Genomic DNA, 20,117 nt, shown 5'->3' with positions numbered 1-20,117 from the left:
TAGCTTCGTCCTGTCATGCTGTCTTGTCAACGATCTGCCTATCAACAAAAAGCCCCGCGCGTGGCGGGGCTTAGTGTGTTGCTTTGGACTTACAGGCCTGCAGCAGCGCGGAGGTCTGCGGCTTTGTCGGTCTTTTCCCAGGTGAAGGTGGTGAAGCTGTCGTCGCCGACAGTTTTCTGCTTCGGCGTGCGGCCGAAGTGGCCGTAGGCCGCAGTTTCCTTGTACATCGGGTGCAGCAGGTCGAGCATCTTGGTGATGGCGTAGGGGCGCAGGTCGAACACTTCGCGCACCAGCTTGATGATCAAGTCGTCCGCCACCTTGTTGGTGCCGAAGGTGTTGATCGAGATCGAGGTCGGCTGGGCTACGCCGATGGCGTAGGACACCTGAATTTCGCAGCGCTCGGCCAGGCCGGCAGCGACGATGTTTTTCGCCACGTAGCGACCGGCGTAGGCAGCCGAGCGGTCAACCTTGGATGGGTCCTTGCCGGAGAACGCGCCTCCGCCGTGACGGGCCATGCCGCCGTAACTGTCGACGATGATCTTGCGCCCGGTCAGACCGCAGTCGCCCACCGGGCCGCCGATCACGAAGTTGCCGGTCGGGTTGATATGGAACTGCGTGCCTTTGTGCAGCAGCTCAGCCGGCAGGGCGTGCTTGATGATCAGCTCCATCACGCCTTCACGCAGGTCCGCCAGCGACACTTCCGGGTTGTGCTGGGTGGACAGCACCACGGCGTCGATGCCGACCACTTTGCCGTTCTCGTACTGGCAGGTGACCTGGGATTTCGCGTCCGGGCGCAGCCACGGCAGCAGGCCGGATTTGCGTGCTTCGGCCTGGCGCTCGACCAGGCGATGGCTGAAGCAGATCGGCGCAGGCATCAGCACGTCGGTTTCGTTGCTGGCGTAGCCGAACATCAGGCCCTGGTCGCCTGCGCCTTGGTCTTCTGGCTTGGCGCGGTCGACGCCCTGGTTGATGTCCGGGGACTGCTTGCCAATGATGTTCAGCACGCCGCAGGTGGCGCCGTCGAAGCCGACGTCGGAGTTGGTGTAGCCGATGTCGCAGATCACGTCACGGACGATCTGCTCCAGATCGACCCAGGCGCTGGTGGTGACTTCACCGGCAACGATGGCGACACCGGTCTTGACCAGGGTTTCCACCGCCACGCGGGCGTGTTTGTCCTGGGTGATGATGGCGTCCAGTACCGCGTCGGAAATCTGGTCGGCGATTTTGTCCGGGTGGCCTTCGGAGACGGACTCGGAGGTAAAGAGGGAGTATTCGCTCATCGTGCGGGTTCCTGTTGGTTGCCGGTAATTGCAGCCCGTAGGCCATGAATTAGTGAAGGTTTGGCGAAGTGCCGCACCTGAATCTGAAAGCCATTGCGTAGGCCCACATACAGGCTTTCGCAGGTGTTGAGGCCAGCCGCGATGGCCCAGCGGGCCAGGTCGTCTTGTTCGAAGCCCAGCCACAGGTCGCCGCAGGCTTCGCGCGCCCAGCTCTGGTTGTGGCTGCACAGCTCGGTGATCAGCAGGCTGCCGCCGGGTTTCACGCGCTGCGCCAGCTGCTTGAGCGCCTCGGCGGGCGCAGCGAAGTGGTGCAGTACCATATTCAGCACCAGGCAGTCGGCGGCCGGGTAGTCGTCCTGCAGGGCGTCGGCCAGCTGCAGTTGCACATTGCCCAGGCCTTCCTCGGCGCAGCGCATACGTGCCAGTTCAAGCATCGCCGCGCTGTTGTCGAGGGCCAGTACCTGCTGAAAGCGCCGCGCCAGTTCCGGCAGAAAGGCGCCGTCGCCAGGGCCGATTTCCACGGCGCTGGCGTCACGGGCAAAGCCCAGGGAGTCGAGCAGGGCCAGCGCGCTGTCGCGGTACTGCGGCAATCCTGCGATCAGGTCCTGCTGCGCCTGGAAGCTCGCCGCGCTGCGGGCGAAGAACGCCTGGCTGGCGGCGGCGCGTTGGCCGTGTACTTGGGCGATGCGTTGCTGCACCTCGGCGGGTAGCGACAGCTGGTCGACTTCGTCGAGTAGTGCGGCATGCAGGCGGCTGCCCAGCTGTTCACCCTGGGCCAGGGCGCGGCGGTAGAAAATCGCATTGCCTTCGCGGCGGGTGGCCACCAGCCCGGCTTGCGCCAGGACCTTGAGGTGATGGCTGATGCCGGATTGGCCTGTGGCGAAAATCTGCGCCAGCTCCAGTACGCCGAACGAGTCGTTGGCCAGGGTGCGCAGAATATTCAAGCGCAGCGCATCACCGCTGGCCTTGCACAGGGCAGCGAGGGCGTCGACCGGCTCAAAGGCCAAATGGGAGGCGCGCATATTCATAGGCTGGGCAGTCTAGTCGGTCACTTTTTATCCAGCAAGGGCAATATCAAAAAGTTTTGATATTGCCCTTGCTGGGCGTTAAAGCCAGAAAAGCTCGGCCTTACGACTATCTGTCATTGCCCCGACCGGCCCGCTAAGCGAAAATGGCCGCCTTTTTCGACCCCCAGTTGCCCAAGCAGCCCGTAGGAGATTCAGTAATGCCCAGCCGTCGTGAGCGAGCCAATGCCATTCGTGCCCTGAGCATGGATGCCGTGCAGAAAGCCAACAGCGGCCACCCCGGTGCCCCGATGGGTATGGCGGATATCGCCGAAGTGCTGTGGCGCGACTACCTCAAGCACAACCCGAGCAACCCAAAATTCGCTGACCGTGACCGCTTTGTGCTGTCCAACGGCCACGGCTCGATGCTGATCTACTCGCTGCTGCACCTGACTGGCTACGACCTCGGCATCGAAGACCTGAAAAACTTCCGCCAGTTGCACAGCCGCACCCCGGGCCACCCGGAATACGGCTACACCCCAGGCGTGGAAACCACCACCGGCCCGCTCGGTCAGGGCATCGCCAACGCCGTCGGTTTTGCTATCGCTGAGAAAGTGCTGGGCGCGCAGTTCAACCGCGACGGCCACCAGATCGTTGACCACTTCACCTACGCCTTCCTCGGCGACGGCTGCATGATGGAAGGCATCAGCCATGAAGTCTGCTCGCTGGCAGGCACCTTGGGCTTGGGCAAGCTGGTTGCGTTTTATGACGACAACGGCATCTCCATCGACGGCGAAGTGCACGGCTGGTTCACCGACGACACCCCGGCGCGCTTCGAAGCCTACGGCTGGCAGGTGATTCGCAATGTCGACGGCCACGACGCCGAAGAAATCAAGATCGCCATCGAGACCGCGCGTAAGACCAGCGACCGTCCGACCCTGATCTGCTGCAAGACCACCATCGGCTTTGGTTCGCCGAACAAGCAGGGCAAGGAAGAGTGCCACGGCGCACCGCTGGGCAACGACGAAATCGCCCTGACCCGCGCCACCCTGGGCTGGAACCACGGTCCGTTTGAAATCCCGGCGGAGATATACGCCGAGTGGGATGCCAAGCAAGCCGGCGCTGCTGCCGAAGCCGAGTGGGATCAGCGCTTCGCTGCCTACGCTGCCGCTTATCCAGAGCTGGCCAGCGAGTTCAAGCGCCGCGTCGCCGGTGAGCTGCCTGCCGATTTCGCCGCCAAAGCCGCTGCTTATATCCAGGAAGTCGCCGAGAAGGGCGAAACCATCGCCAGCCGCAAGGCCAGCCAGAACGCCCTGAACGCCTTTGGCCCACTGCTGCCGGAGTTCCTCGGTGGTTCGGCTGACCTGGCCGGTTCTAACCTGACCCTATGGAAAGGCTGTAAGGGTGTGTCGGCTGACGATGCGTCCGGCAACTATATGTTCTACGGCGTGCGCGAGTTCGGTATGAGCGCAATCATGAACGGCATGGCCCTGCACGGCGGCTTCGTGCCGTACGGCGCGACCTTCCTGATCTTTATGGAATACGCGCGTAACGCGGTGCGCATGGCCTCGCTGATGAAGCAGCGCGTGCTGTTCGTGTTTACCCACGATTCCATCGGTCTGGGCGAAGACGGCCCGACCCACCAGCCAATCGAGCAACTGGCCAGCCTGCGTGGCACGCCGAACCTCGACACATGGCGCCCATGCGACGCCGTGGAATCGGCGGTGGCGTGGAAGTACGCTATCGAGCGTAACGACGGCCCGTCCGCACTGATCTTCAGCCGGCAGAACCTGCCGCACCAGCCGCGCGATGCTCAGCAGCTGGCTGATGTCGCTCGCGGCGGTTATGTATTGAAGGACTGCGCCGGTGAGCCGGAGCTGATCCTGATCGCTACCGGTTCGGAAATCGGTTTGGCCGTTGCCGCTTGCGACAAACTGACCGCTGAAGGCCGCCAGGTGCGTGTTGTATCGATGCCGTCCACCAGCGTGTTCGATGCGCAGGACGCCGGCTACAAGCAGGCCGTGTTGCCGGTTCAGGTAGGCGCGCGTATCGCCATCGAAGCCTCGCACGCGGACTACTGGTACAAGTACGTCGGTCTGGAAGGCCGCATCATCGGCATGACCACCTTCGGTGAGTCGGCCCCTGCCCCGGCGCTGTTCGAGGAGTTCGGCTTTACCGTCGAAAATATCCTGGAAACCGCAGCTGAGCTGCTGGAAGCCTGACTCCGTAGGATGGCGTTGAGCGAAGCGATACCCATCAATCGGTTGCGATGGGTATCGCCAAGCTCAACCCATCCTACGACCGCTCCCCATCGAGATCTCCATGCCCAAGCGCCCCTACAGAATCGCCCTCAACGGCTACGGCCGTATCGGCCGCTGCGTGCTGCGCGCGTTGCATGAGCGCGGCGCGGGGGCGCAGCTGGAAATCGTTGCGCTGAACGACCTGGCCGACCAGGCCAGCATCGAATACCTGACCCGCTTCGACTCCACCCACGGGCGTTTCCCCGGTGAGGTGCGGGTCGACGGCGATTGCCTGCATATCAATGGCGACTGCGTGAAAGTGCTGCGCCAGGCCACGCCAGAAGGGGTCGATTGGGCCGCACTGGATATTGATCTGCTGCTGGAATGTTCCGGCCAGTACACCAGCCGCGCCGCTGCCCAGCGCTTTATCGATGCTGGCGCGCCGCGCCTGCTGCTGTCGCAGCCGATGGCCAGCGAAGCGGATATCGATGCCACGGTGGTTTACGGGGTCAATCAGGATTGCTTGAGTGGCCACGAGCTGCTGGTATCCAACGCTTCCTGCACCACCAACTGCGGCGTGCCGCTGCTCAAGCTGCTGAATGAAACGGTGGGCATCGACTACGTGTCGATCACCACTATTCACTCGGCGATGAACGATCAGCCGGTGATCGATGCCTACCACCACGAAGACCTGCGCCGTACGCGCTCGGCCTTTCAGTCGGTGATTCCGGTGTCCACTGGTCTGGCCCGTGGTATTGAGCGTCTGTTACCGGAACTGGCCGGTCGTATTCAGGCCAAAGCTATTCGGGTGCCGACGGTCAACGTCTCGTGCCTGGATATCACCTTGCAGACTGCCCGCGATACTTCGGCGGCCGAGATTAACGCGGTACTGCGTCAGGCGGCCGAGAGTGGCCCATTAAAAGGCTTGCTGGCCTACACCGAGCTGCCCCACGCCAGCTGCGATTTCAACCACGACCCGCATTCGGCGATTGTCGATGGCAGCCAGACCCGGGTTTCCGGCCCGCGCCTGGTCAATCTGTTGGCCTGGTTCGACAACGAATGGGGCTTTGCCAATCGTATGCTCGATGTCGCCGAACACTTCCTTTCCCTGACTACTCCTGCTGCTGTGAAGGACTGAATTAATGACCACGCCGTTTGTAAAAGTAGCGAAGATGACCGACCTCGACCTCGCCGGTAAGCGCGTGCTGATCCGCGAAGACCTCAACGTGCCGGTAAAAGATGGCGTGGTGAAGAGCGACGCGCGCATCCTCGCCGCACTGCCGACCATCAAGCTGGCGCTGGAGAAGGGCGCGGCAGTAATGGTCTGCTCGCACCTGGGGCGCCCAGCTGAAGGAGAGTTCAGTGAGGAGAATAGCCTCAAACCAGTCGCAGCCTACCTGAGCAAGGCCCTGGGCCGTGACGTACCGCTGGTTGCGGATTACCTGGATGGTGTTGAACTCAAGGCCGGCGAGATCGTGCTGTTCGAAAACGTTCGCTTTAACCAGGGCGAAAAGAAAAACGCCGACGAACTGGCCCAGCAATACGCCGCCCTGTGCGATGTGTTCGTCATGGATGCCTTCGGCACCGCCCACCGCGCCGAGGGCTCGACCCATGGCGTGGCCAAGTTCGCCAAGGTGGCCTGCGCCGGCCCGCTGCTGGCGGCTGAACTGGAGGCGCTGGGCAAGGCCCTGGGTAACCCGGCCAAGCCAATGGCTGCGATTGTTGCCGGCTCGAAAGTGTCGACCAAACTCGATGTACTGAACAGCCTGAGCCAGATCTGTGACCAACTGATCGTCGGCGGCGGCATCGCCAATACCTTCCTCGCCGCTGCCGGTTTCCCGGTCGGCAAATCGCTGTATGAAGCCGACCTGGTCGACACCGCCAAGGCCATCGCTGCCAAGGTCAGCGTGCCGTTGCCGGTCGATGTGGTCGTCGCTAAAGCCTTTGCTGAAGACGCCGAAGCCACTGTCAAGCTGGTGGCTGATGTGGCTGAAGACGACATGATCCTGGATATCGGTCCGCAGACTGCCGCGCAGTTCGCCGAGTTGCTGAAATCGGCGAAGACCATTCTGTGGAACGGTCCGGTAGGCGTATTTGAGTTCGAGCAGTTCGGCAACGGCACCAAGGTGCTGGCCCAGGCTATCGCCGAAAGTCCGGCGTTCTCCATTGCGGGCGGTGGCGACACCTTGGCGGCCATCGACAAATACGGCGTCGGCGCTCAGATTTCTTACATCTCCACTGGCGGCGGTGCGTTCCTCGAGTTCGTCGAGGGTAAGGTGCTGCCGGCCGTGGAAGTGCTTGAGGCGCGCGCCAATGACTAAGCCGATCATCCTGCTGGCGTTGCTCAGCCTGCTTGGCGCCTGCGTCAGCCAGCCAGTACCGTCGGATAACTGGACGCGCTGGGTTTGCGACAGTCAGGCGGAAGTACTCTGGCGCTTAGCCGATAGCAAGGGTGAGGCGGTGGATGTGCGCTTGAGTGGCGGCGATATCGTCTATCGCCTGACCCAGGAGTCCGCCGGTTCGGGCGCGTTGTACAGTGACGGCTCACTGTCTTTCCATACCAAGGGTGAGCAGGGGGTGGTTTACTGGACCGCCAGCGATGAGCTGATCGGCCGTGGCTGCAAGGCGCCTTAGGTAACGACTTGAATACAGGCCAGGCTTACGCCTGGTTTTTGCATGAACTGAACAGCGCTTGCCCCTTGCGGCAGGCTTGCACGATTAACGAGCCCCATCGGGAGAAAGAACACCATGGCACTTATCAGCATGCGCCAGATGCTCGACCACGCCGCCGAATTCGGCTACGGCGTGCCGGCCTTCAACGTCAACAACCTCGAGCAGATGCGCGCGATCATGGAAGCGGCCGACAAGACCGATTCCCCGGTGATCGTCCAGGCTTCCGCCGGTGCGCGCAAATACGCCGGTGCGCCGTTTCTGCGTCACCTGATCCTGGCTGCTATCGAAGAATTCCCGCATATCCCGGTGTGCATGCACCAGGACCACGGCACCAGCCCGGATGTCTGCCAGCGCTCGATCCAGCTGGGCTTTAGCTCGGTAATGATGGACGGCTCGCTGAAAGAAGACGGCAAAACCCCGGCCGACTACGACTACAACGTCGCCGTCACCCGGCAGACCGTAGCTTTTGCCCATGCCTGCGGTGTGTCGGTGGAAGGTGAGTTGGGTTGCCTGGGCAGCCTGGAAACCGGCATGGCCGGTGAAGAAGACGGCGTTGGCGCCGAAGGTATTCTTGATCACAGCCAGATGCTGACTGACCCGGAAGAAGCCGCTGACTTCGTCAAGCAGACTCAGGTCGATGCCCTGGCCATTGCCATCGGCACCAGCCATGGCGCCTACAAGTTCACCAAGCCGCCAACCGGCGACATTCTCGCCATCGACCGCATCAAGGCGATCCACGCGCGCATCCCCAACACCCACCTGGTGATGCATGGTTCTTCGAGCGTGCCGCAAGAGTGGCTGGCGATCATCAACCAGTACGGCGGCGACATCAAAGAAACCTACGGCGTGCCGGTCGAAGAAATCGTCGAAGGCATCAAGTACGGCGTGCGCAAGGTCAATATCGATACCGACCTGCGTCTCGCGTCCACCGGTGCCATGCGCCGCCTGATGGCTGAGAACCCGAGTGAGTTCGACCCGCGCAAGTTCTTCGGCGCTACCGTCACCGCCATGCGCGACATCTGCATCGCCCGTTACGAAGCCTTCGGCACCGCCGGCAACGCCTCGAAGATCAAACCGATCTCACTCGAAGGCATGTTCCAGCGTTATGCCAAGGGTGAGTTGGCCGCCAAGGTTAATTAATGACTATGTGCCTGTTACGTGTTGAGTCGTCCCGAACAGCTGTACGATGCATGAGGCGCGGTAATACGTAGGGTGGGTTAGGCGCATAACCACGGTGCACCTGTTAATAGATCAATCCGTTGCGCCGTAACCCACCATTGCGGTCTACCGACAAACCGTAATGGTGGGTTACGCAGCGCTGGAATTGCGTGGAGCCCCTCTAAAACCAGCCCCAGCGCCGCTAACCCGCCCTACAAAGGCGGCCTGCAACACAGTACTGGTACATAGCCTAATTTATTCCGTTGCTGTATTGAGAGCCCCGCCGGCGAGGGGCTTTTTGTTGTCTGGGAGCGTGATGCATAGCCTTGCCGTGTGACGGTTGAGCCGCTGCTGCAGATTTATCGCAGTTACCTGGCGGACCAGTCCTGTGCCTTTAGCGCGGCCTTGTGTCGTTTTGGTTAGTCTAGGCTTTGGCCGGCAAGCGGGCGAGAAACGCCAGAATCGCCCATTTGTGTGCTCGGTAAAACCATGTAAAACACCTGGCGCATGCCGCTCGGTGTGCTGGTCCATACTCGGGCCACCGTCGCCTTTGGAAGTCCGCCTGCATGCCGAGTAAATCCCGCACACTGCTGTACTTCCTCCTCGCTGTTCTGCTAGCAAGTGTGATGGGCAGCGTGCTGCAGACGCAGTTCAATCTGGCCAACCTACAAGCACTCGGTGCGCCGATGCCGCTGGGCGTGCGGGTGCAGACCACTTGCCTGGACCTGCTGGGCTTTAGCCCGACCTTCGCGGTGCTGGTGATCCTCGGTTTTATCTTTGCCTTGCCGGCTGCGAGCTGGTTGGCGCGCGCCTGGCCGATGGGGCGTTGGCTGTTGTTTGCCCTGGCCGGGGCCTTGGCGGTGCTGGGGGCAATGGCGCTGGCCAATGCGCTGCTGCCGATGCCAACGCTGATCGGGGCCAACCGCACGCTGGCCGGCACCCTCGGGCTGATGGCCTGCGGTAGCCTGGGCGCACTGTTATTTGCCGTGTTGGCGCGGCGTTCGTCGGCTGCGTAATCCTGATTTATCTCTCTGTGAGCAAAAGGCCCGAACCATGCTGAATACCTCCCGCGCCCTGTTGTTGCTTGGTCTGCTTGGCAGCAGCCTGGCGCACGCCATGGATTACCGCATCGAAACTGTGACCGAAGGCCTGGAGCACCCCTGGTCGCTGGCCTTTCTGCCGGATGGGCGCATGCTGGTGACCGAGCGGGTCGGTCGCCTGCGCATTATCGAGGCCAATGGCAGTCTCAATCCGCAGCCGGTAGGCGGCGTACCCGAGGGCTTTGTCGCCGCGCAAGCTGGGCTGATGGAGGTGCTACTTGACCCGGAATTCGCCAGTAATCAGCAGCTCTACCTGAGCTACGCCTCCGGCACCACTCAGGCCAACAACACCCGGCTGAGCAAGGCGCGCCTGGTCGATGGTCAGCTGCAGGATCTGCAGGTGTTGTTCAGCGCGCAACCAGCCAAAGCCGGTGCCGCGCACTACGGCGGGCGCATGGCCTGGTTGCCGGATAACAGCCTGGTGCTGACGTTGGGTGATGGTTTTGACCTGCGCGAGCAGGCCCAGGACCCGAGCAACCATATCGGCAAGATCGTGCGCCTCAACCGCGACGGCAGTGTGCCTAAGGACAATCCGCTGGTAGGCCAGGCCGGCGCTGCGCCGGAGATCTACAGCCTGGGCCATCGCAATGTGCAGGGCATCGTCTATGACAGCCAGCTGCAGCGCCTGTACAGCCACGAACACGGCCCTCGCGGCGGTGACGAGCTGAACTTGATTGAGCCTGGCAACAACTATGGTTGGCCGCTGATCACCTTCGGCATCGATTACACCGGCGCGCAAATTTCGCCTTACACCGAACTGCCCGGCCTGCAGCAGCCCTTGTTGCAATGGACGCCCTCGGTGGCGCCGTCGAGCCTGACCCAGTACCGCGGCGCGCTGTTCCCGCAGTGGCAGGGCGATCTGTTTGCCTCGACCCTGGCCGAGCGCAGCGTGCGTCGCATTCGCCTGCATGACGGCAAACTGGCCGGTGAAGACGTACTGTTCGAAGAGCTTGAGGAGCGTATTCGCGACGTGCGCGGTGGCCCAGATGGTGCGCTGTACCTGCTCACCGACAGTGCCGAAGGTCGGCTGCTGCGGGTGGTGCCGAGTCAGTAACTACGCCGAATGGCGCCAAAAGTCGCACCCGGGCGCGTGCGGCTTGCGGCATAATCTGCGGCCTTACCGTGCCGCGTCACCTCGACCATGACTCCGCTTAAATACCTGCAAGGTTACCCGGCCCAGCTGCAAGACAAGATTCGCCAGCTGATTGCCGAGCAGCGCCTGGGTGATTATCTGGCGCGCTCTTACAGCGGCAAGCACGCGATTCAAAGCGATAAGGCGTTATACGCCTATATCCAAGGGCTCAAGCAGGAGCACCTGCGCAATGCCCCGGCCATCGACAAGGTGCTCTACGACAACCGCCTCGACCTGACCCACCGCGCTCTCGGCCTGCATACGGCGATCTCGCGGGTGCAGGGTGGCAAGCTCAAGGCGAAGAAGGAAATCCGCGTGGCCTCGCTGTTTCGCGAGGCCGCACCGGAGTTTCTGCAGATGATAGTGGTGCACGAACTGGCGCATCTAAAGGAGGCCGAGCACAACAAGGCCTTCTACAAACTCTGCGAGTACATGCTGCCGGGCTATCACCAGCTGGAGTTCGACCTGCGGGTTTACCTGACTTGGCGCGAACTGCCGGGAACGGCCAGCGAATTGTCAGCCCCGCAGCAGTAAATTCAGTTGATCAACCACCTCAGCCCATTCGGCGTCGGCCAGCAGCTGTTGGCGGAGAAAGTCTGCCTGAGCTGGGTCCCAGAACGGCGCATCGGCCAGGCGGCAGTCTTCCGGCAAGGGTGAGTGGCGCTTGATAAAAAGGTCGATGCTGATCGGGTCATGCTCTAGACCCAGTTGCTGGAACAGTGTTTCGAGCTCTTGAACGTTGGCTTGCATAGCGGTCTCCCTGAAAGCTATCGGCTGATAGCCCTTTAATCGACCGACAGACGCGCCAACAGTTGCATGGCGGAGTGTTACCTGACGGGCACGGTTGCCGCTTGCGTGCCTGGATGACCTGCTAGGCTGGCAGATACCTCCATCCCATGGCTGAGGCCGCTAGCCCATGTATTCGAGCTTTTTGCGCAGGCTGTTGCTGGCATGTTGCTGCGCGCTATTGAGCGCCCCCCTGGCAGCGCGTGAGTTGTTAGCTGTAGGCAGCAGCTTTCCTGGCGTGTTCGAGCAGCACGGCAGCGGCTATAGCGGCCTTGCCACCAGTGTGTTGCGCCAGGCGCTAGAGCCACTGGGCTATCAGGTGCGCTTCGAACTGCATCCCTGGGCCCGCGCGCAGCACATGGTGGCGCGCGGAGAGGGCGATATTCTCATCGGCCCCTACAAGAACGCCGCGCGCGAGCAACTCTTCGCTTTCTCCGCTCGCCCCTTCTACCGTGATCACATCGTCTTTTACTGCCAGCGTGGCAGTCTGTTGCGCTGGCTCGGCGACTATCAGCAACTGTTCGGCCGGCGCATTGGGGTGGTCCGTGCCTGGGCCTATGGTGCGCGTTTCGACAGTCGGCGCGAGCAGCTCGAGCTGGTTACCGTGGACAGGGTCGAAATTGGCCTGAAGATGCTCGTTGCCGATCGTCTGGATTTATTGGCCAGTAATCAGCGCAATACCCAGCCGATGCTTTTGGCGTTGGGGCTGGCTGACAAGCTCGAGCAGCTTGAAACGCCTATCGACCTGCAGGACGGCTACTTCGCCTTTCCCCGCGATGAGCGTTACCGGCTTTTGCGTGAGGAGCTCGACCGCGCGCTGCAGCAGATGATCGAACAAGGCCGGTTGGCGCAGTTGGCTGCCGACTGGCAGGTGGAAGTTCCTTAAACGACTCGCGTAATTTCCAACAGTTGCACACCACTGGCCAAGCGCAGGGTCACTTCGTCGCCAATGGCCTTGCCGAGCAGGATCTGCCCTAGGGGCGCCTGCGGGCCGATGACCTGCACGGTCTGGCCGTCCAACTGCAACTTCATCGCCGCGCCGTCCGGGCCGAGGAATAGGCATTGGTGGCGGTCTTGGTCATCGCTTAGCTCGATTAACGCGCCAAGTTGAATGCCCAGTTGCGGATCGAAGCTGCGTAACACCAGCTGCTTCCAGTTCGCCAGTGTCTGGCGAATAGCGGCTGCGCGGCGTGCTTGTCCGGTGGCCAGGTAGGAGGCCTCCAGGCCTAGGGTGTCGTATTTGTTTTCGGCGATGTTTTCTTCATGGGTCGCCGTTTCGTAGGCGGTTAGCGCCGCCTGTTGGGCCTGCAGCAGGTCATCTTCGAGGCGGGCAATTACCTGTTGCAGCAGTTCGGTCTTGTTCATGGCGGGCACTTTCTGGGCAGGCGTGCAGGGTAGCGGAAAAGCGCCAGGCAGTTTAGCTGCGTGGTTTGAGCAGATGTGCGGCCAAGGTGCGCAGCGACCCCAGCTGGCGGCAGATCAGCGCCAGCTGGGTTTGCAGCAGGCGTTGTGCATCGTCGAGGTCGTCGCTGAGCTGCTCCAGCTCCGCAGCCAGCTGCTCTTCGGCGTCACTGTGGATGGCAACCGGGCGCTCCTCGTTCAGGCAGCTGGCAATTTCCTCCAGGCTGGCCGCCAGCTGGCTGGCGCTGGTCAACAGCGGGTTGTCGCTGCCTTCCAGGCGGGTTTCGCCACGGTGCGCGCCGAGGCCGGAGAGGTAGCTCAAGAGGGTGTGCGACAGCACCAAAAAGCGAAAGCCGATATCCGCCTCCTTACGAAAGTGCCCCGGCTCCATCAGCATATTGCCCAGGGTGGTCGATAGCGTAGCGTCGGCGTTGTGCGCATTGCGCCTAGCCAGACGGTAGGTAAGGTCGTCGCGCTTACCGCTGGCGTACTGGGCGATGATCTGCTGCAGGTAGCGGCTGTTGCAACTCAGGGTGCTGGCGAGCAGGCGGTTCAGGCGGCGGCCCTGCCAGTCCGGCAGTATTAGCAGCACGGCCAGGCCGGCGATCAGGCTGCCGAGCAGGGTGTCGACCAGGCGCGGGATAAACAGCCCATAACCATCGCCGACCTGGTTGAAGCAGAACAGTACCAGCAGGGTGATGGCGGTGGTGGCCAGGGTGTAGCGGCTGCTGCGCAGGGCAAAGAACACCACCCCGGCGACCACCGCGAACAGCGCTTGCACCAGTGGGTTGGGGAACAGGTCGAACAGCGCCCAGCCCAGCAGTAGGCCGAGCACCGTGCCGCTGATGCGCTGCACCAGCTTGAGCCGGGTTGCGCCGTAGTTCGGCTGGCAGACGAATAATGTGGTCAGCAGAATCCAGTAACCCTGGGTAGGGTGAATCCAGTGCAGCATGCCGTAACCAGCGGCCAGGGCGATGGACAGACGCAGGGCGTGGCGAAACAGCAGCGAGGTAGGCGTCAGCTGTAGGCGCAGGCGTTCCCAGACATCCTTGAGTGATTGTGGCTCGCGGTCGAGCAGGCTGCTGTCCTGCTGTTCAGCCATGGCGTCGGGGTTGCTGGCGTTGCCCAGCAGTGCATCCAGGCTGCGCAGGTTGCCGGCCAGTGCGCCGAGCGAGCGCAGCAAGTGTCGCCAGGCCGGGTTGCTCTGCACGCGAAGGTGTTCGAGGGAGTCGTGCAGGTCGTCCAGCGCCTGGCGGCACAGCGCGCGGTACTCGAACGGCTGGCGCAGCTCGATTGCCTGGGCCAGGCGCTGGCAACCCTCACCATGCAGGCGCAGCAGGCGCTGGCAGCGGAACAGCACATCGCTGTGGAAGAACGCCTCGGCCAGCTCGTTGTAAGGGTAGTGCGAGGAGCTGGCGCGTTCGTGAATGTCCTGGGCGAGGAAGTACAGCTTCAGGTAGCGGCTGACCTTCGGCCCCGGCCGGCCGTTGCCGACCCGGTGCAGGATGATTTCCTTGGCCGCATTCAGCGCCGCCACCACCCGGCCATTCTGCTTGGCCAGGGCCAGGCGGCGTTCTTCCACATCAAGCTGGCGCAGTGGTTCGAACAGCGCGGCCTTGAGGTTGAGGTATTGGCCCAGCTCACGAAACAACCGCGCCAGGCTGTGCTGCACCGGCTGGTTGGCGAACAGCGCATTCCACAGCACCGACAGCAGGCCGTACCAGGCCGCGCCCGTTACCAGCAGTAGCGGCTCCTGCCAGAGGCCGGCGGCGCCGCCGCGTTGTTCCACGCCGATCATGCTGTACACCGCGAGAATTAGCGTGGCAGCACCGAGGGTGGCGTAACGCTCGCCGAGTGCGCCGAGCATGGTCAGGGCAAAGCTCGACAGCGCCAGGGCGCAGACGAACAGCCAGGGGTAGGGAAAGAGGAATTCCACTGCATAGGCCGCCACGCTGAAGCAGCCAAGGGTCACCAGCAGTGCGACCAGGCGGCCCTGCCAGCTGTCGTCGGTCTCGGCCAGGGCGCTGGCGATGACCCCGAGAAACAACGGGATCAGCGCATGCATCCAGCCCTGCGACCAGCACAGCAGCAAGGCCCCGCTCAAGGCGATAAACACCCGCAAGCTGTAGCTGAATTTGTCCTGGGCCCAGAGGCGACGAAGCGAGTGGCGCAGCGCAGTGGACGGCATGGCCCGACCTTGATCAACCTTAACAGGTAGCAGCCTAACGGAGTCTGTGTTGACTTGGCAGCAGCAAGCGGCGCTCCAGCAGATTAAAATGTGGTGCCGACCAGTTGTGTGATGTGAATCACCGGGGCCAGGCTACGCTGAAACTATCCGCTCATTCGCGAGGCATCTGCCGTGTTGTACACCTGTGTGCGTGGATTGCTCGCGTTGCTGCTGGTCAGCCTGCTATGTGTAAGCCTGCAGGCCCAGCCGCTGCGGCTATACACCGAAGAGTACCCGCCGATCAACTTCAGTGAGAACGGCAAGCCTACCGGGCTGGCCACTGAGGTGGTGCAGGCCATTATGCAGCGCACCGGGCAGAACGCGCCGATTAGCGTGGTGCCCTGGGCGCGGGGTTATCAGGAGGCCTTGACTCGACCCAACATCGGCCTGTTTGTGACCATGCGCACCCGTGAGCGCGAGCAACTGTTCAAGTGGGTGGGCCGATTACTCGCAACGTCACCAGCTTCTACGCGCTGCGCCGTTCCTTTTTATCGATCAGCCGTATTGAAGAAGCCCGCGAGTACGGCGAAATTGCCGTGCCGCGTGACTGGTATAGCCACCAGCGCCTGCTGGCAGAGGGTTTCAGCAACCTCACCCCGGTTACCGGGCCTGCGCAGGTGGTGAACATGCTCAAGCGCGGGCGAGTCAAACTGATGGTGCTGGATAACCTCAGCCTCAATGCGTTATTGGCGCAGGGCGATATCCAGGGCGATGAAGTGCAGTTGTTGTTCAACTTTATGCACAGCGACAGCTATATCGCTTTTTCCCCGCAGACCGATGACGCCCTGATCAGCCGCTGGCAACGCGAACTCGACACGATGAAGAGCGATGGCAGTTTTGCCGCGATCCACCAGAAGTGGCTACCGGGTGAGCCGTTACCGCCACTTGAATCATCGCCCGCGCCTTGAACCTTCAGACGTATTGGGCCGCCGCGTAGCCCGAAGCCCAGGCCCACTGGAAGTTGAAGCCGCCCAGATGGCCGGTGACATCCAGCACTTCACCGACAAAATACAGCCCTGGTGATTTCAGTGACTCCATGGTTTTCGACGACACCTCGCGTGTGTCGACGCCGCCTAGAGTGACCTCGGCGGTGCGGTAGCCCTCGGTGCCGGCTGGCACTAGCTGCCAGTCGCCGAGCTGCTCGGCAATCGCCTTGAGTTCGGCGTGGGTGTACTGCTTCATCGGTTTGGAGGCGAACCAGTTGTCCGCCAGTAGCCCAGCCATCTTCTTGGTAAACAGCTCGGCAAGTAGGGTTTTCAGCTCGCTGTTGGGGCGTTCGCGTTGCTGCTGTTCCAGCCACTCGGGCAGGTCGATATGCGGCAGCAGGTTGATGCTGATGGCATCCCCAGGTTGCCAGAATGAGGATATCTGCAGAATCGCCGGGCCGCTGAGGCCACGGTGGGTAAACAGGATATTTTCCTTGAAGCTCTGCCCATTGCAGCTCACTAGGCAGTCTTCCACCGAAGTGCCGGATAACTCGTTGCACAGCTCTTTAAGCTGCGGCTCGGTGATGGTGAACGGCACCAGGCCGGCGCGGGTCGGCAGCAACTCGTGGCCAAACTGCTTGGCCACCTGATAGCCGAAACCGGTTGCGCCGAGGGTTGGAATCGACAGCCCGCCAGTGGCGATCACCAGCGACTCGCAGCGCACCGTGCCGGCACTGGTCTGCAGCTGGTAGCTGCTGTCCCGTTTGCTGATCTCGCTGACCGAAGTGTCCAGGCGCAGGTCGACGCCGGCTTCATCGCACTCGCTGAGCAGCAGGCCGAGGATGTCGCTGGCCTTGTTATCGCAGAACAGCTGGCCGAGTTTTTTCTCGTGATAGGGCACGCCATGCTTAGCCACCAGGCCGATAAAGTCCCACTGGGTGTAGCGCGCCAGTGCTGACTTGCAGAAGTGCGGGTTTCCCGAGAGAAAATTGCTCGGCTCGCAATACATATTGGTGAAATTACAGCGCCCGCCGCCGGACATCAGGATCTTCTTGCCCGCTTTGTTGGCGTGATCCAGCAACAGCACCTGACGCCCGCGCGCGGCAGCGGTCAGCGCGCACATAAGCCCGGCGGCACCGGCGCCGATAATCACGACCTGGGGTGTAAGCACAGCCATTTCCTCAACCTGCGACAGCGCCAAGGCTGGCGCAAAACAGCGCGCATCTTAGCCTATGGTCAACGGGGTGTCCTCCGGCCTGGTGACCACCGCTTTGACCTGCGCCGGTTACACCACCAGCTATGCCCAGGTGCTCTGGGGGCGGGTAAAAACGGTTCCGGCGCGGCCACGAATGAAGCGTCAACAGACCCTGGCTACTGCCAGCAATTACGCCCGCGGCCCTGGTTCTTGGCCTGATACAGGCGTAGGTCGGCCTGATGCAGCAGGCTTTCCAAATCGTCCGGGGCGCCATGGTAGATGCCGGCGCTGAAGCACAGCGGCGGTGCGCCGATGGCGTATTTGAGGCTGGCGCAGTGGTTGCGCAGTTGGTCGAGAGCGTCGCTCAGGGTTGCGGCATCCTGCTGGCTGACCATGGCGAACTCTTCCCCGCCCAGGCGGCCGAGCAGGGCGTCTGGGAATGTAGCGGAAAATGCTCGGGCGAAACCGATCAGCGCTGCGTCGCCGCTGGCGTGGCCGTGTTCGTCGTTGATCCGTTTGAAAAAGTCCAGGTCGAGCATCGCCACGCTAAGGTCGCGGCCGCCCGAGCGCGCTTGCTGGAACAGTTGCTGGCCGTGCTCGTAGAACGCGCGGCGATTGTTCAGCCCGGTGAGGGCATCGAACTGCGCGGCCTGCTTGAGCGCGCGCAACAGGTCGCGGCGTTCCAGGGTCGACATTACCCGGCAGTTGAGTTCTTCCGGGCAGAAGGGTTTGCGCAGAAAGTCGTCGGCGCCGTGCTTGATAAATTTGGCGCTGAGCGAGCCCTTGGTGTCGGCGGACAGGCCGAGAATGATCAGCTCGTGGCGTTTCATTTTTTGCCGCAGCAGTTTTACCAGCTCAAAACCGCTGAGCCCCGGCATGCTGTGGTCGACCACCAGCAGGTCGATATCCGGTTGCTCCTTGAGGATGCGCAGGGCTTCGTCGCCGTCGCAGGCTTCGAGAATCTGGTAACGATGCGGGGTCAGCACGTGGCGAATATAGTGGCGGGTGGCGTCGGAATCTTCAGTGATGAGGATCTTCACCTCGCTGTTGCTTTCCAGGCGGTGCAGCAAGCGGAAGGCGTACTCATAGGAGTGTTGGCTTTCCTTGAGCACATAATCGACCACGCCCTTGAGCAGCATCTGGTCGCGGCGCTGCTCGTTGTAGGTGCCGCTGAGCACGATGCAGGGCAGGTGATAGCCCATCACCACGTCGACGATCTCACCGTCCGGGGCGTCCGGCAGGTTGAGGTCGACGATGGCGGCGAAGAACAGCTCAGCGGAAGTTTCCAGCATCACCTGGGCTTCGCCCATGGAGGCGCAGAAGATCGGCTGAAAGCTCGCCTCCTTGCGAAACAGATGTTCGAGAATCTTCAGCACCAGTGGGCTGTCTTCGATCACCAGAATATTGCGCAAGGGGAGGCTCCTCTGTCGCTAGCTGCATCACTGCGGCCGTCTGTTTAGCTCATATGGCAACTATAGGGTGCGAATGCGCAGTGTGCGGCCCTTGATTTTGCCTTCACTCAAACACTTGAGCGCTTGCATGGCCACGACACGTTCAACAGCGACATAGGCCTGGAAGTCGAAGATGGCGATTTTGCCGACCTGCGCGCCGGGGATGCCCGCTTCGCCAGTCAGGGCGCCAAGAATATCGCCGGGGCGCAGTTTGTCTTTACGCCCCGCGCCGATGCACAGGGTGATCATCGGCGGCTGCAGCGGCGCGCCGCCCTGGTGCTTCAGGCTGCTCAGCGGATGCCAGTTGAGCGGCGCTCGCTGCAGAGTTTCGATGGCCTGGGCGCGATGGCCTTCGGCGGGGGCAACCAGGCTCATGGCCAGACCCTTTTCGCCAGCGCGACCAGTACGACCGACGCGGTGAATGTGAATTTCCGAGTCACGCGCCAGTTCGACGTTGATCACCATGTCCAGTGCATCGATATCCAGACCGCGTGCGGCTACATCGGTAGCCACCAGCACCGACAAGCTGCGATTGGCAAACATTGCCAGCACTTGATCACGGTCGCGTTGCTCCAGATCACCATTCAGTGCAGCGGCTGAGATGCCCTTGGCGGTGAGATGGTCGACCACTTCCTGGCACTGCTGCTTGGTAAAGCAGAAGGCCACGCAGGATTGCGGGCGGTAGCAGTTGAGCAGCTTGACCACTGCTTCCATGCGTTCTTCCGGGGCGATTTCGTAAAAGCGCTGCTCGATCTGGCTGTCGTCGTGCATGGACTCGGCCTTGACCTGCTGCGGGTCGCGCATAAAGGTCGCCGAGAGTTGCTTGATGCCAGTCGGATAGGTGGCGGAGAACAGCAGGGTCTGCCGGCGTGTTGGGGTCTGGCCGATGATGTCGGCGATGCTGTCGTAGAAACCCATGTCGAGCATGCGGTCGGCTTCATCGAGCACCAGGGTATTCAGGCCGTCGAGCTTCAGCGTGCCCTTGCTTAGGTGCTGCTGGATGCGCCCCGGCGTACCGACGATGATCTGCGCGCCGTGTTCCAGCGAGCCGATCTGCGGGCCGAATGGCACACCACCGCACAGGGTAAGAATTTTGATGTTGTCCGCCGAGCGTGCCAGGCGGCGCAGCTCTTTGGCGACTTGGTCGGCCAACTCGCGGGTCGGGCAGATCACCAGCGCCTGACAGCCGAAGAAACGCGGATTGAGCGGGTTGAGCAGGCCGATGCCGAAGGCGGCGGTCTTGCCGCTGCCGGTCTTGGCTTGGGCAATCAGGTCCATGCCCTTGAGCATTACCGGCAGGCTCTGCGCCTGGATCGGGGTCATCTCGCTGTAACCGAGGGACTCGAGGTTCGCCAGCATGGCGGGAGAAAGCGGCAGAGAAGCGAAAGCGGTGTTGGTCACGGTACAGGCCTGCTAAACGAAATGGCGTGCAGTGTAACAGCTAGCTGGGGCGGCTTAGCTCTAACGGTCGGCCGGTCCACCTGAACTGGAATGTGCGGTTTTAATGTAAGAGCCAGCTTGCTGGCGATGCCTTGATCCGCTGA

18 protein-coding genes and 1 pseudogene are annotated in these 20,117 nt (G+C 62.0%); 11 read left to right on the top strand and 8 right to left on the bottom strand.

The features are described from left to right. Window positions 1-89 precede the first annotated feature (89 nt). Window positions 90-1,280 carry a methionine adenosyltransferase gene (metK, locus tag AC0T4W_RS18955; RefSeq protein ID WP_476321628.1) on the bottom strand — a complete coding sequence of 397 codons (1,191 nt, stop codon included), beginning with the start codon at window positions 1,278-1,280 and terminating at the stop codon, window positions 90-92. After that, window positions 1,277-2,308 carry an ArsR/SmtB family transcription factor gene (locus AC0T4W_RS18950; RefSeq protein WP_476321626.1) on the bottom strand — a complete coding sequence of 344 codons (1,032 nt, stop codon included), beginning with the start codon at window positions 2,306-2,308 and terminating at the stop codon, window positions 1,277-1,279. The genes metK and AC0T4W_RS18950 overlap by 4 nt, the downstream gene beginning before the upstream one ends. A 197-nt stretch (window positions 2,309-2,505) precedes the next feature. Here AC0T4W_RS18950 and tkt point away from each other — a divergent pair, with 197 nt between their 5' ends. The 8 genes from tkt (at window position 2,506) to AC0T4W_RS18910 (ending at window position 11,121) form a co-directional block, all read left to right on the top strand. Beyond that, window positions 2,506-4,506 carry a transketolase gene (tkt, locus tag AC0T4W_RS18945; protein WP_476321624.1) on the top strand — a complete coding sequence of 667 codons (2,001 nt, stop codon included), beginning with the start codon at window positions 2,506-2,508 and terminating at the stop codon, window positions 4,504-4,506. A 100-nt stretch (window positions 4,507-4,606) separates the two neighbouring features. Further along, the gene (epd, locus tag AC0T4W_RS18940; RefSeq protein WP_476321622.1) at window positions 4,607-5,662 is read left to right on the top strand and encodes an erythrose-4-phosphate dehydrogenase; all 1,056 of its coding nucleotides are present in this window, start codon (window positions 4,607-4,609) and stop codon (window positions 5,660-5,662) included. Window positions 5,663-5,666: 4 nt separating this feature from the next. After that, window positions 5,667-6,845, top strand: coding sequence for a phosphoglycerate kinase (locus tag AC0T4W_RS18935; RefSeq protein WP_476321620.1), 1,179 nt, complete (start codon window positions 5,667-5,669; stop codon window positions 6,843-6,845). After that, a complete protein-coding gene (locus tag AC0T4W_RS18930; RefSeq protein ID WP_476321617.1) occupies window positions 6,838-7,158 on the top strand; it encodes an MliC family protein in 321 nt (106 codons plus the stop codon). The genes AC0T4W_RS18935 and AC0T4W_RS18930 overlap by 8 nt, the downstream gene beginning before the upstream one ends. Before the next feature lie 114 nt (window positions 7,159-7,272). Further along, the gene (fba, locus tag AC0T4W_RS18925) at window positions 7,273-8,337 is read left to right on the top strand and encodes a class II fructose-bisphosphate aldolase (protein WP_476321615.1); all 1,065 of its coding nucleotides are present in this window, start codon (window positions 7,273-7,275) and stop codon (window positions 8,335-8,337) included. Window positions 8,338-8,921: 584 nt separating this feature from the next. Next, complete coding sequence (locus AC0T4W_RS18920) at window positions 8,922-9,371, top strand: hypothetical protein (RefSeq protein WP_476321613.1); 450 nt, start codon at window positions 8,922-8,924, stop codon at window positions 9,369-9,371. Between the two features lie 37 nt (window positions 9,372-9,408). After that, window positions 9,409-10,509: a PQQ-dependent sugar dehydrogenase gene (locus tag AC0T4W_RS18915; protein WP_476321611.1), complete on the top strand. Its 1,101-nt coding sequence runs from the start codon at window positions 9,409-9,411 to the stop codon at window positions 10,507-10,509. A gap of 87 nt (window positions 10,510-10,596) precedes the next feature. Then, window positions 10,597-11,121 carry a YgjP-like metallopeptidase domain-containing protein gene (locus AC0T4W_RS18910; protein WP_476321609.1) on the top strand — a complete coding sequence of 175 codons (525 nt, stop codon included), beginning with the start codon at window positions 10,597-10,599 and terminating at the stop codon, window positions 11,119-11,121. Here AC0T4W_RS18910 and AC0T4W_RS18905 read toward each other — a convergent pair. After that, entirely contained in the window at window positions 11,104-11,337 is a 234-nt protein-coding gene (locus tag AC0T4W_RS18905) for a DUF2789 domain-containing protein (protein WP_476321607.1), read from the bottom strand. The two genes, AC0T4W_RS18910 and AC0T4W_RS18905, sit on opposite strands and share 18 nt — an antisense overlap. A 217-nt stretch (window positions 11,338-11,554) precedes the next feature. On the opposite strand from AC0T4W_RS18905, the gene AC0T4W_RS18900 reads away from it, so the two are divergent. Next, window positions 11,555-12,259, top strand: coding sequence for a substrate-binding periplasmic protein (locus AC0T4W_RS18900; protein WP_476321605.1), 705 nt, complete (start codon window positions 11,555-11,557; stop codon window positions 12,257-12,259). Here AC0T4W_RS18900 and AC0T4W_RS18895 read toward each other — a convergent pair. Both AC0T4W_RS18895 and yccS read right to left on the bottom strand, forming a co-directional pair. Next, a complete protein-coding gene (locus AC0T4W_RS18895; RefSeq protein ID WP_476321603.1) occupies window positions 12,256-12,738 on the bottom strand; it encodes a GreA/GreB family elongation factor in 483 nt (160 codons plus the stop codon). The two genes, AC0T4W_RS18900 and AC0T4W_RS18895, sit on opposite strands and share 4 nt — an antisense overlap. A 52-nt stretch (window positions 12,739-12,790) precedes the next feature. Beyond that, complete coding sequence (gene yccS, locus AC0T4W_RS18890; protein ID WP_476321601.1) at window positions 12,791-14,962, bottom strand: YccS family putative transporter; 2,172 nt, start codon at window positions 14,960-14,962, stop codon at window positions 12,791-12,793. Between the two features lie 171 nt (window positions 14,963-15,133). On the opposite strand from yccS, the pseudogene AC0T4W_RS18885 reads away from it, so the two are divergent. Together AC0T4W_RS18885 and AC0T4W_RS18880 are read left to right on the top strand one after the other, a co-directional pair. Beyond that, window positions 15,134-15,370, top strand: a pseudogene (locus AC0T4W_RS18885) (ABC transporter substrate-binding protein); the annotation flags it as partial. 62 nt (window positions 15,371-15,432) lie between these two features. Then, a complete protein-coding gene (locus AC0T4W_RS18880) occupies window positions 15,433-15,909 on the top strand; it encodes a substrate-binding periplasmic protein (RefSeq protein WP_476323858.1) in 477 nt (158 codons plus the stop codon). Window positions 15,910-15,913: 4 nt separating this feature from the next. Here the strand turns inward: AC0T4W_RS18880 and AC0T4W_RS18875 are convergent, their stop codons facing one another. The 3 genes from AC0T4W_RS18875 to dbpA form a co-directional block, all read right to left on the bottom strand. After that, window positions 15,914-17,104: a BaiN/RdsA family NAD(P)/FAD-dependent oxidoreductase gene (locus AC0T4W_RS18875; RefSeq protein ID WP_476321599.1), complete on the bottom strand. Its 1,191-nt coding sequence runs from the start codon at window positions 17,102-17,104 to the stop codon at window positions 15,914-15,916. Window positions 17,105-17,298: 194 nt separating this feature from the next. Then, window positions 17,299-18,534, bottom strand: coding sequence for a diguanylate cyclase domain-containing protein (locus AC0T4W_RS18870; protein ID WP_476321597.1), 1,236 nt, complete (start codon window positions 18,532-18,534; stop codon window positions 17,299-17,301). A 60-nt stretch (window positions 18,535-18,594) separates the two neighbouring features. Next, window positions 18,595-19,974 (bottom strand): ATP-dependent RNA helicase DbpA, encoded by a 1,380-nt coding sequence (dbpA, locus tag AC0T4W_RS18865; RefSeq protein ID WP_476321595.1) that lies wholly within the window; start codon window positions 19,972-19,974, stop codon window positions 18,595-18,597. Window positions 19,975-20,117: the final 143 nt, after the last annotated feature.

The organism is Pseudomonas sp. C7.1 (genome assembly GCF_056312395.1).
This window is presented reverse-complemented; position numbering and strand designations above follow the sequence as displayed.

Excerpts from the sequence above, each read along its gene's own strand:
- AC0T4W_RS18950 (WP_476321626.1), bottom strand. The coding sequence starts at position 2,308 with ATGAATATGCGCGCCTCCCATTTGGCCTTTGAGCCGGTCGACGCCCTC.
- tkt (WP_476321624.1), top strand. The coding sequence starts at position 2,506 with ATGCCCAGCCGTCGTGAGCGAGCCAATGCCATTCGTGCCCTGAGCATG.
- AC0T4W_RS18895 (WP_476321603.1), bottom strand. The coding sequence starts at position 12,738 with ATGAACAAGACCGAACTGCTGCAACAGGTAATTGCCCGCCTCGAAGAT.
- AC0T4W_RS18915 (WP_476321611.1), top strand. The coding sequence starts at position 9,409 with ATGCTGAATACCTCCCGCGCCCTGTTGTTGCTTGGTCTGCTTGGCAGC.
- AC0T4W_RS18920 (WP_476321613.1), top strand. The coding sequence starts at position 8,922 with ATGCCGAGTAAATCCCGCACACTGCTGTACTTCCTCCTCGCTGTTCTG.
- AC0T4W_RS18905 (WP_476321607.1), bottom strand. The coding sequence starts at position 11,337 with ATGCAAGCCAACGTTCAAGAGCTCGAAACACTGTTCCAGCAACTGGGT.
- yccS (WP_476321601.1), bottom strand. The coding sequence starts at position 14,962 with ATGCCGTCCACTGCGCTGCGCCACTCGCTTCGTCGCCTCTGGGCCCAG.
- AC0T4W_RS18930 (WP_476321617.1), top strand. The coding sequence starts at position 6,838 with ATGACTAAGCCGATCATCCTGCTGGCGTTGCTCAGCCTGCTTGGCGCC.
- AC0T4W_RS18875 (WP_476321599.1), bottom strand. The coding sequence starts at position 17,104 with ATGGCTGTGCTTACACCCCAGGTCGTGATTATCGGCGCCGGTGCCGCC.
- metK (WP_476321628.1), bottom strand. The coding sequence starts at position 1,280 with ATGAGCGAATACTCCCTCTTTACCTCCGAGTCCGTCTCCGAAGGCCAC.
- epd (WP_476321622.1), top strand. The coding sequence starts at position 4,607 with ATGCCCAAGCGCCCCTACAGAATCGCCCTCAACGGCTACGGCCGTATC.
- AC0T4W_RS18935 (WP_476321620.1), top strand. The coding sequence starts at position 5,667 with ATGACCACGCCGTTTGTAAAAGTAGCGAAGATGACCGACCTCGACCTC.
- AC0T4W_RS18910 (WP_476321609.1), top strand. The coding sequence starts at position 10,597 with ATGACTCCGCTTAAATACCTGCAAGGTTACCCGGCCCAGCTGCAAGAC.
- fba (WP_476321615.1), top strand. The coding sequence starts at position 7,273 with ATGGCACTTATCAGCATGCGCCAGATGCTCGACCACGCCGCCGAATTC.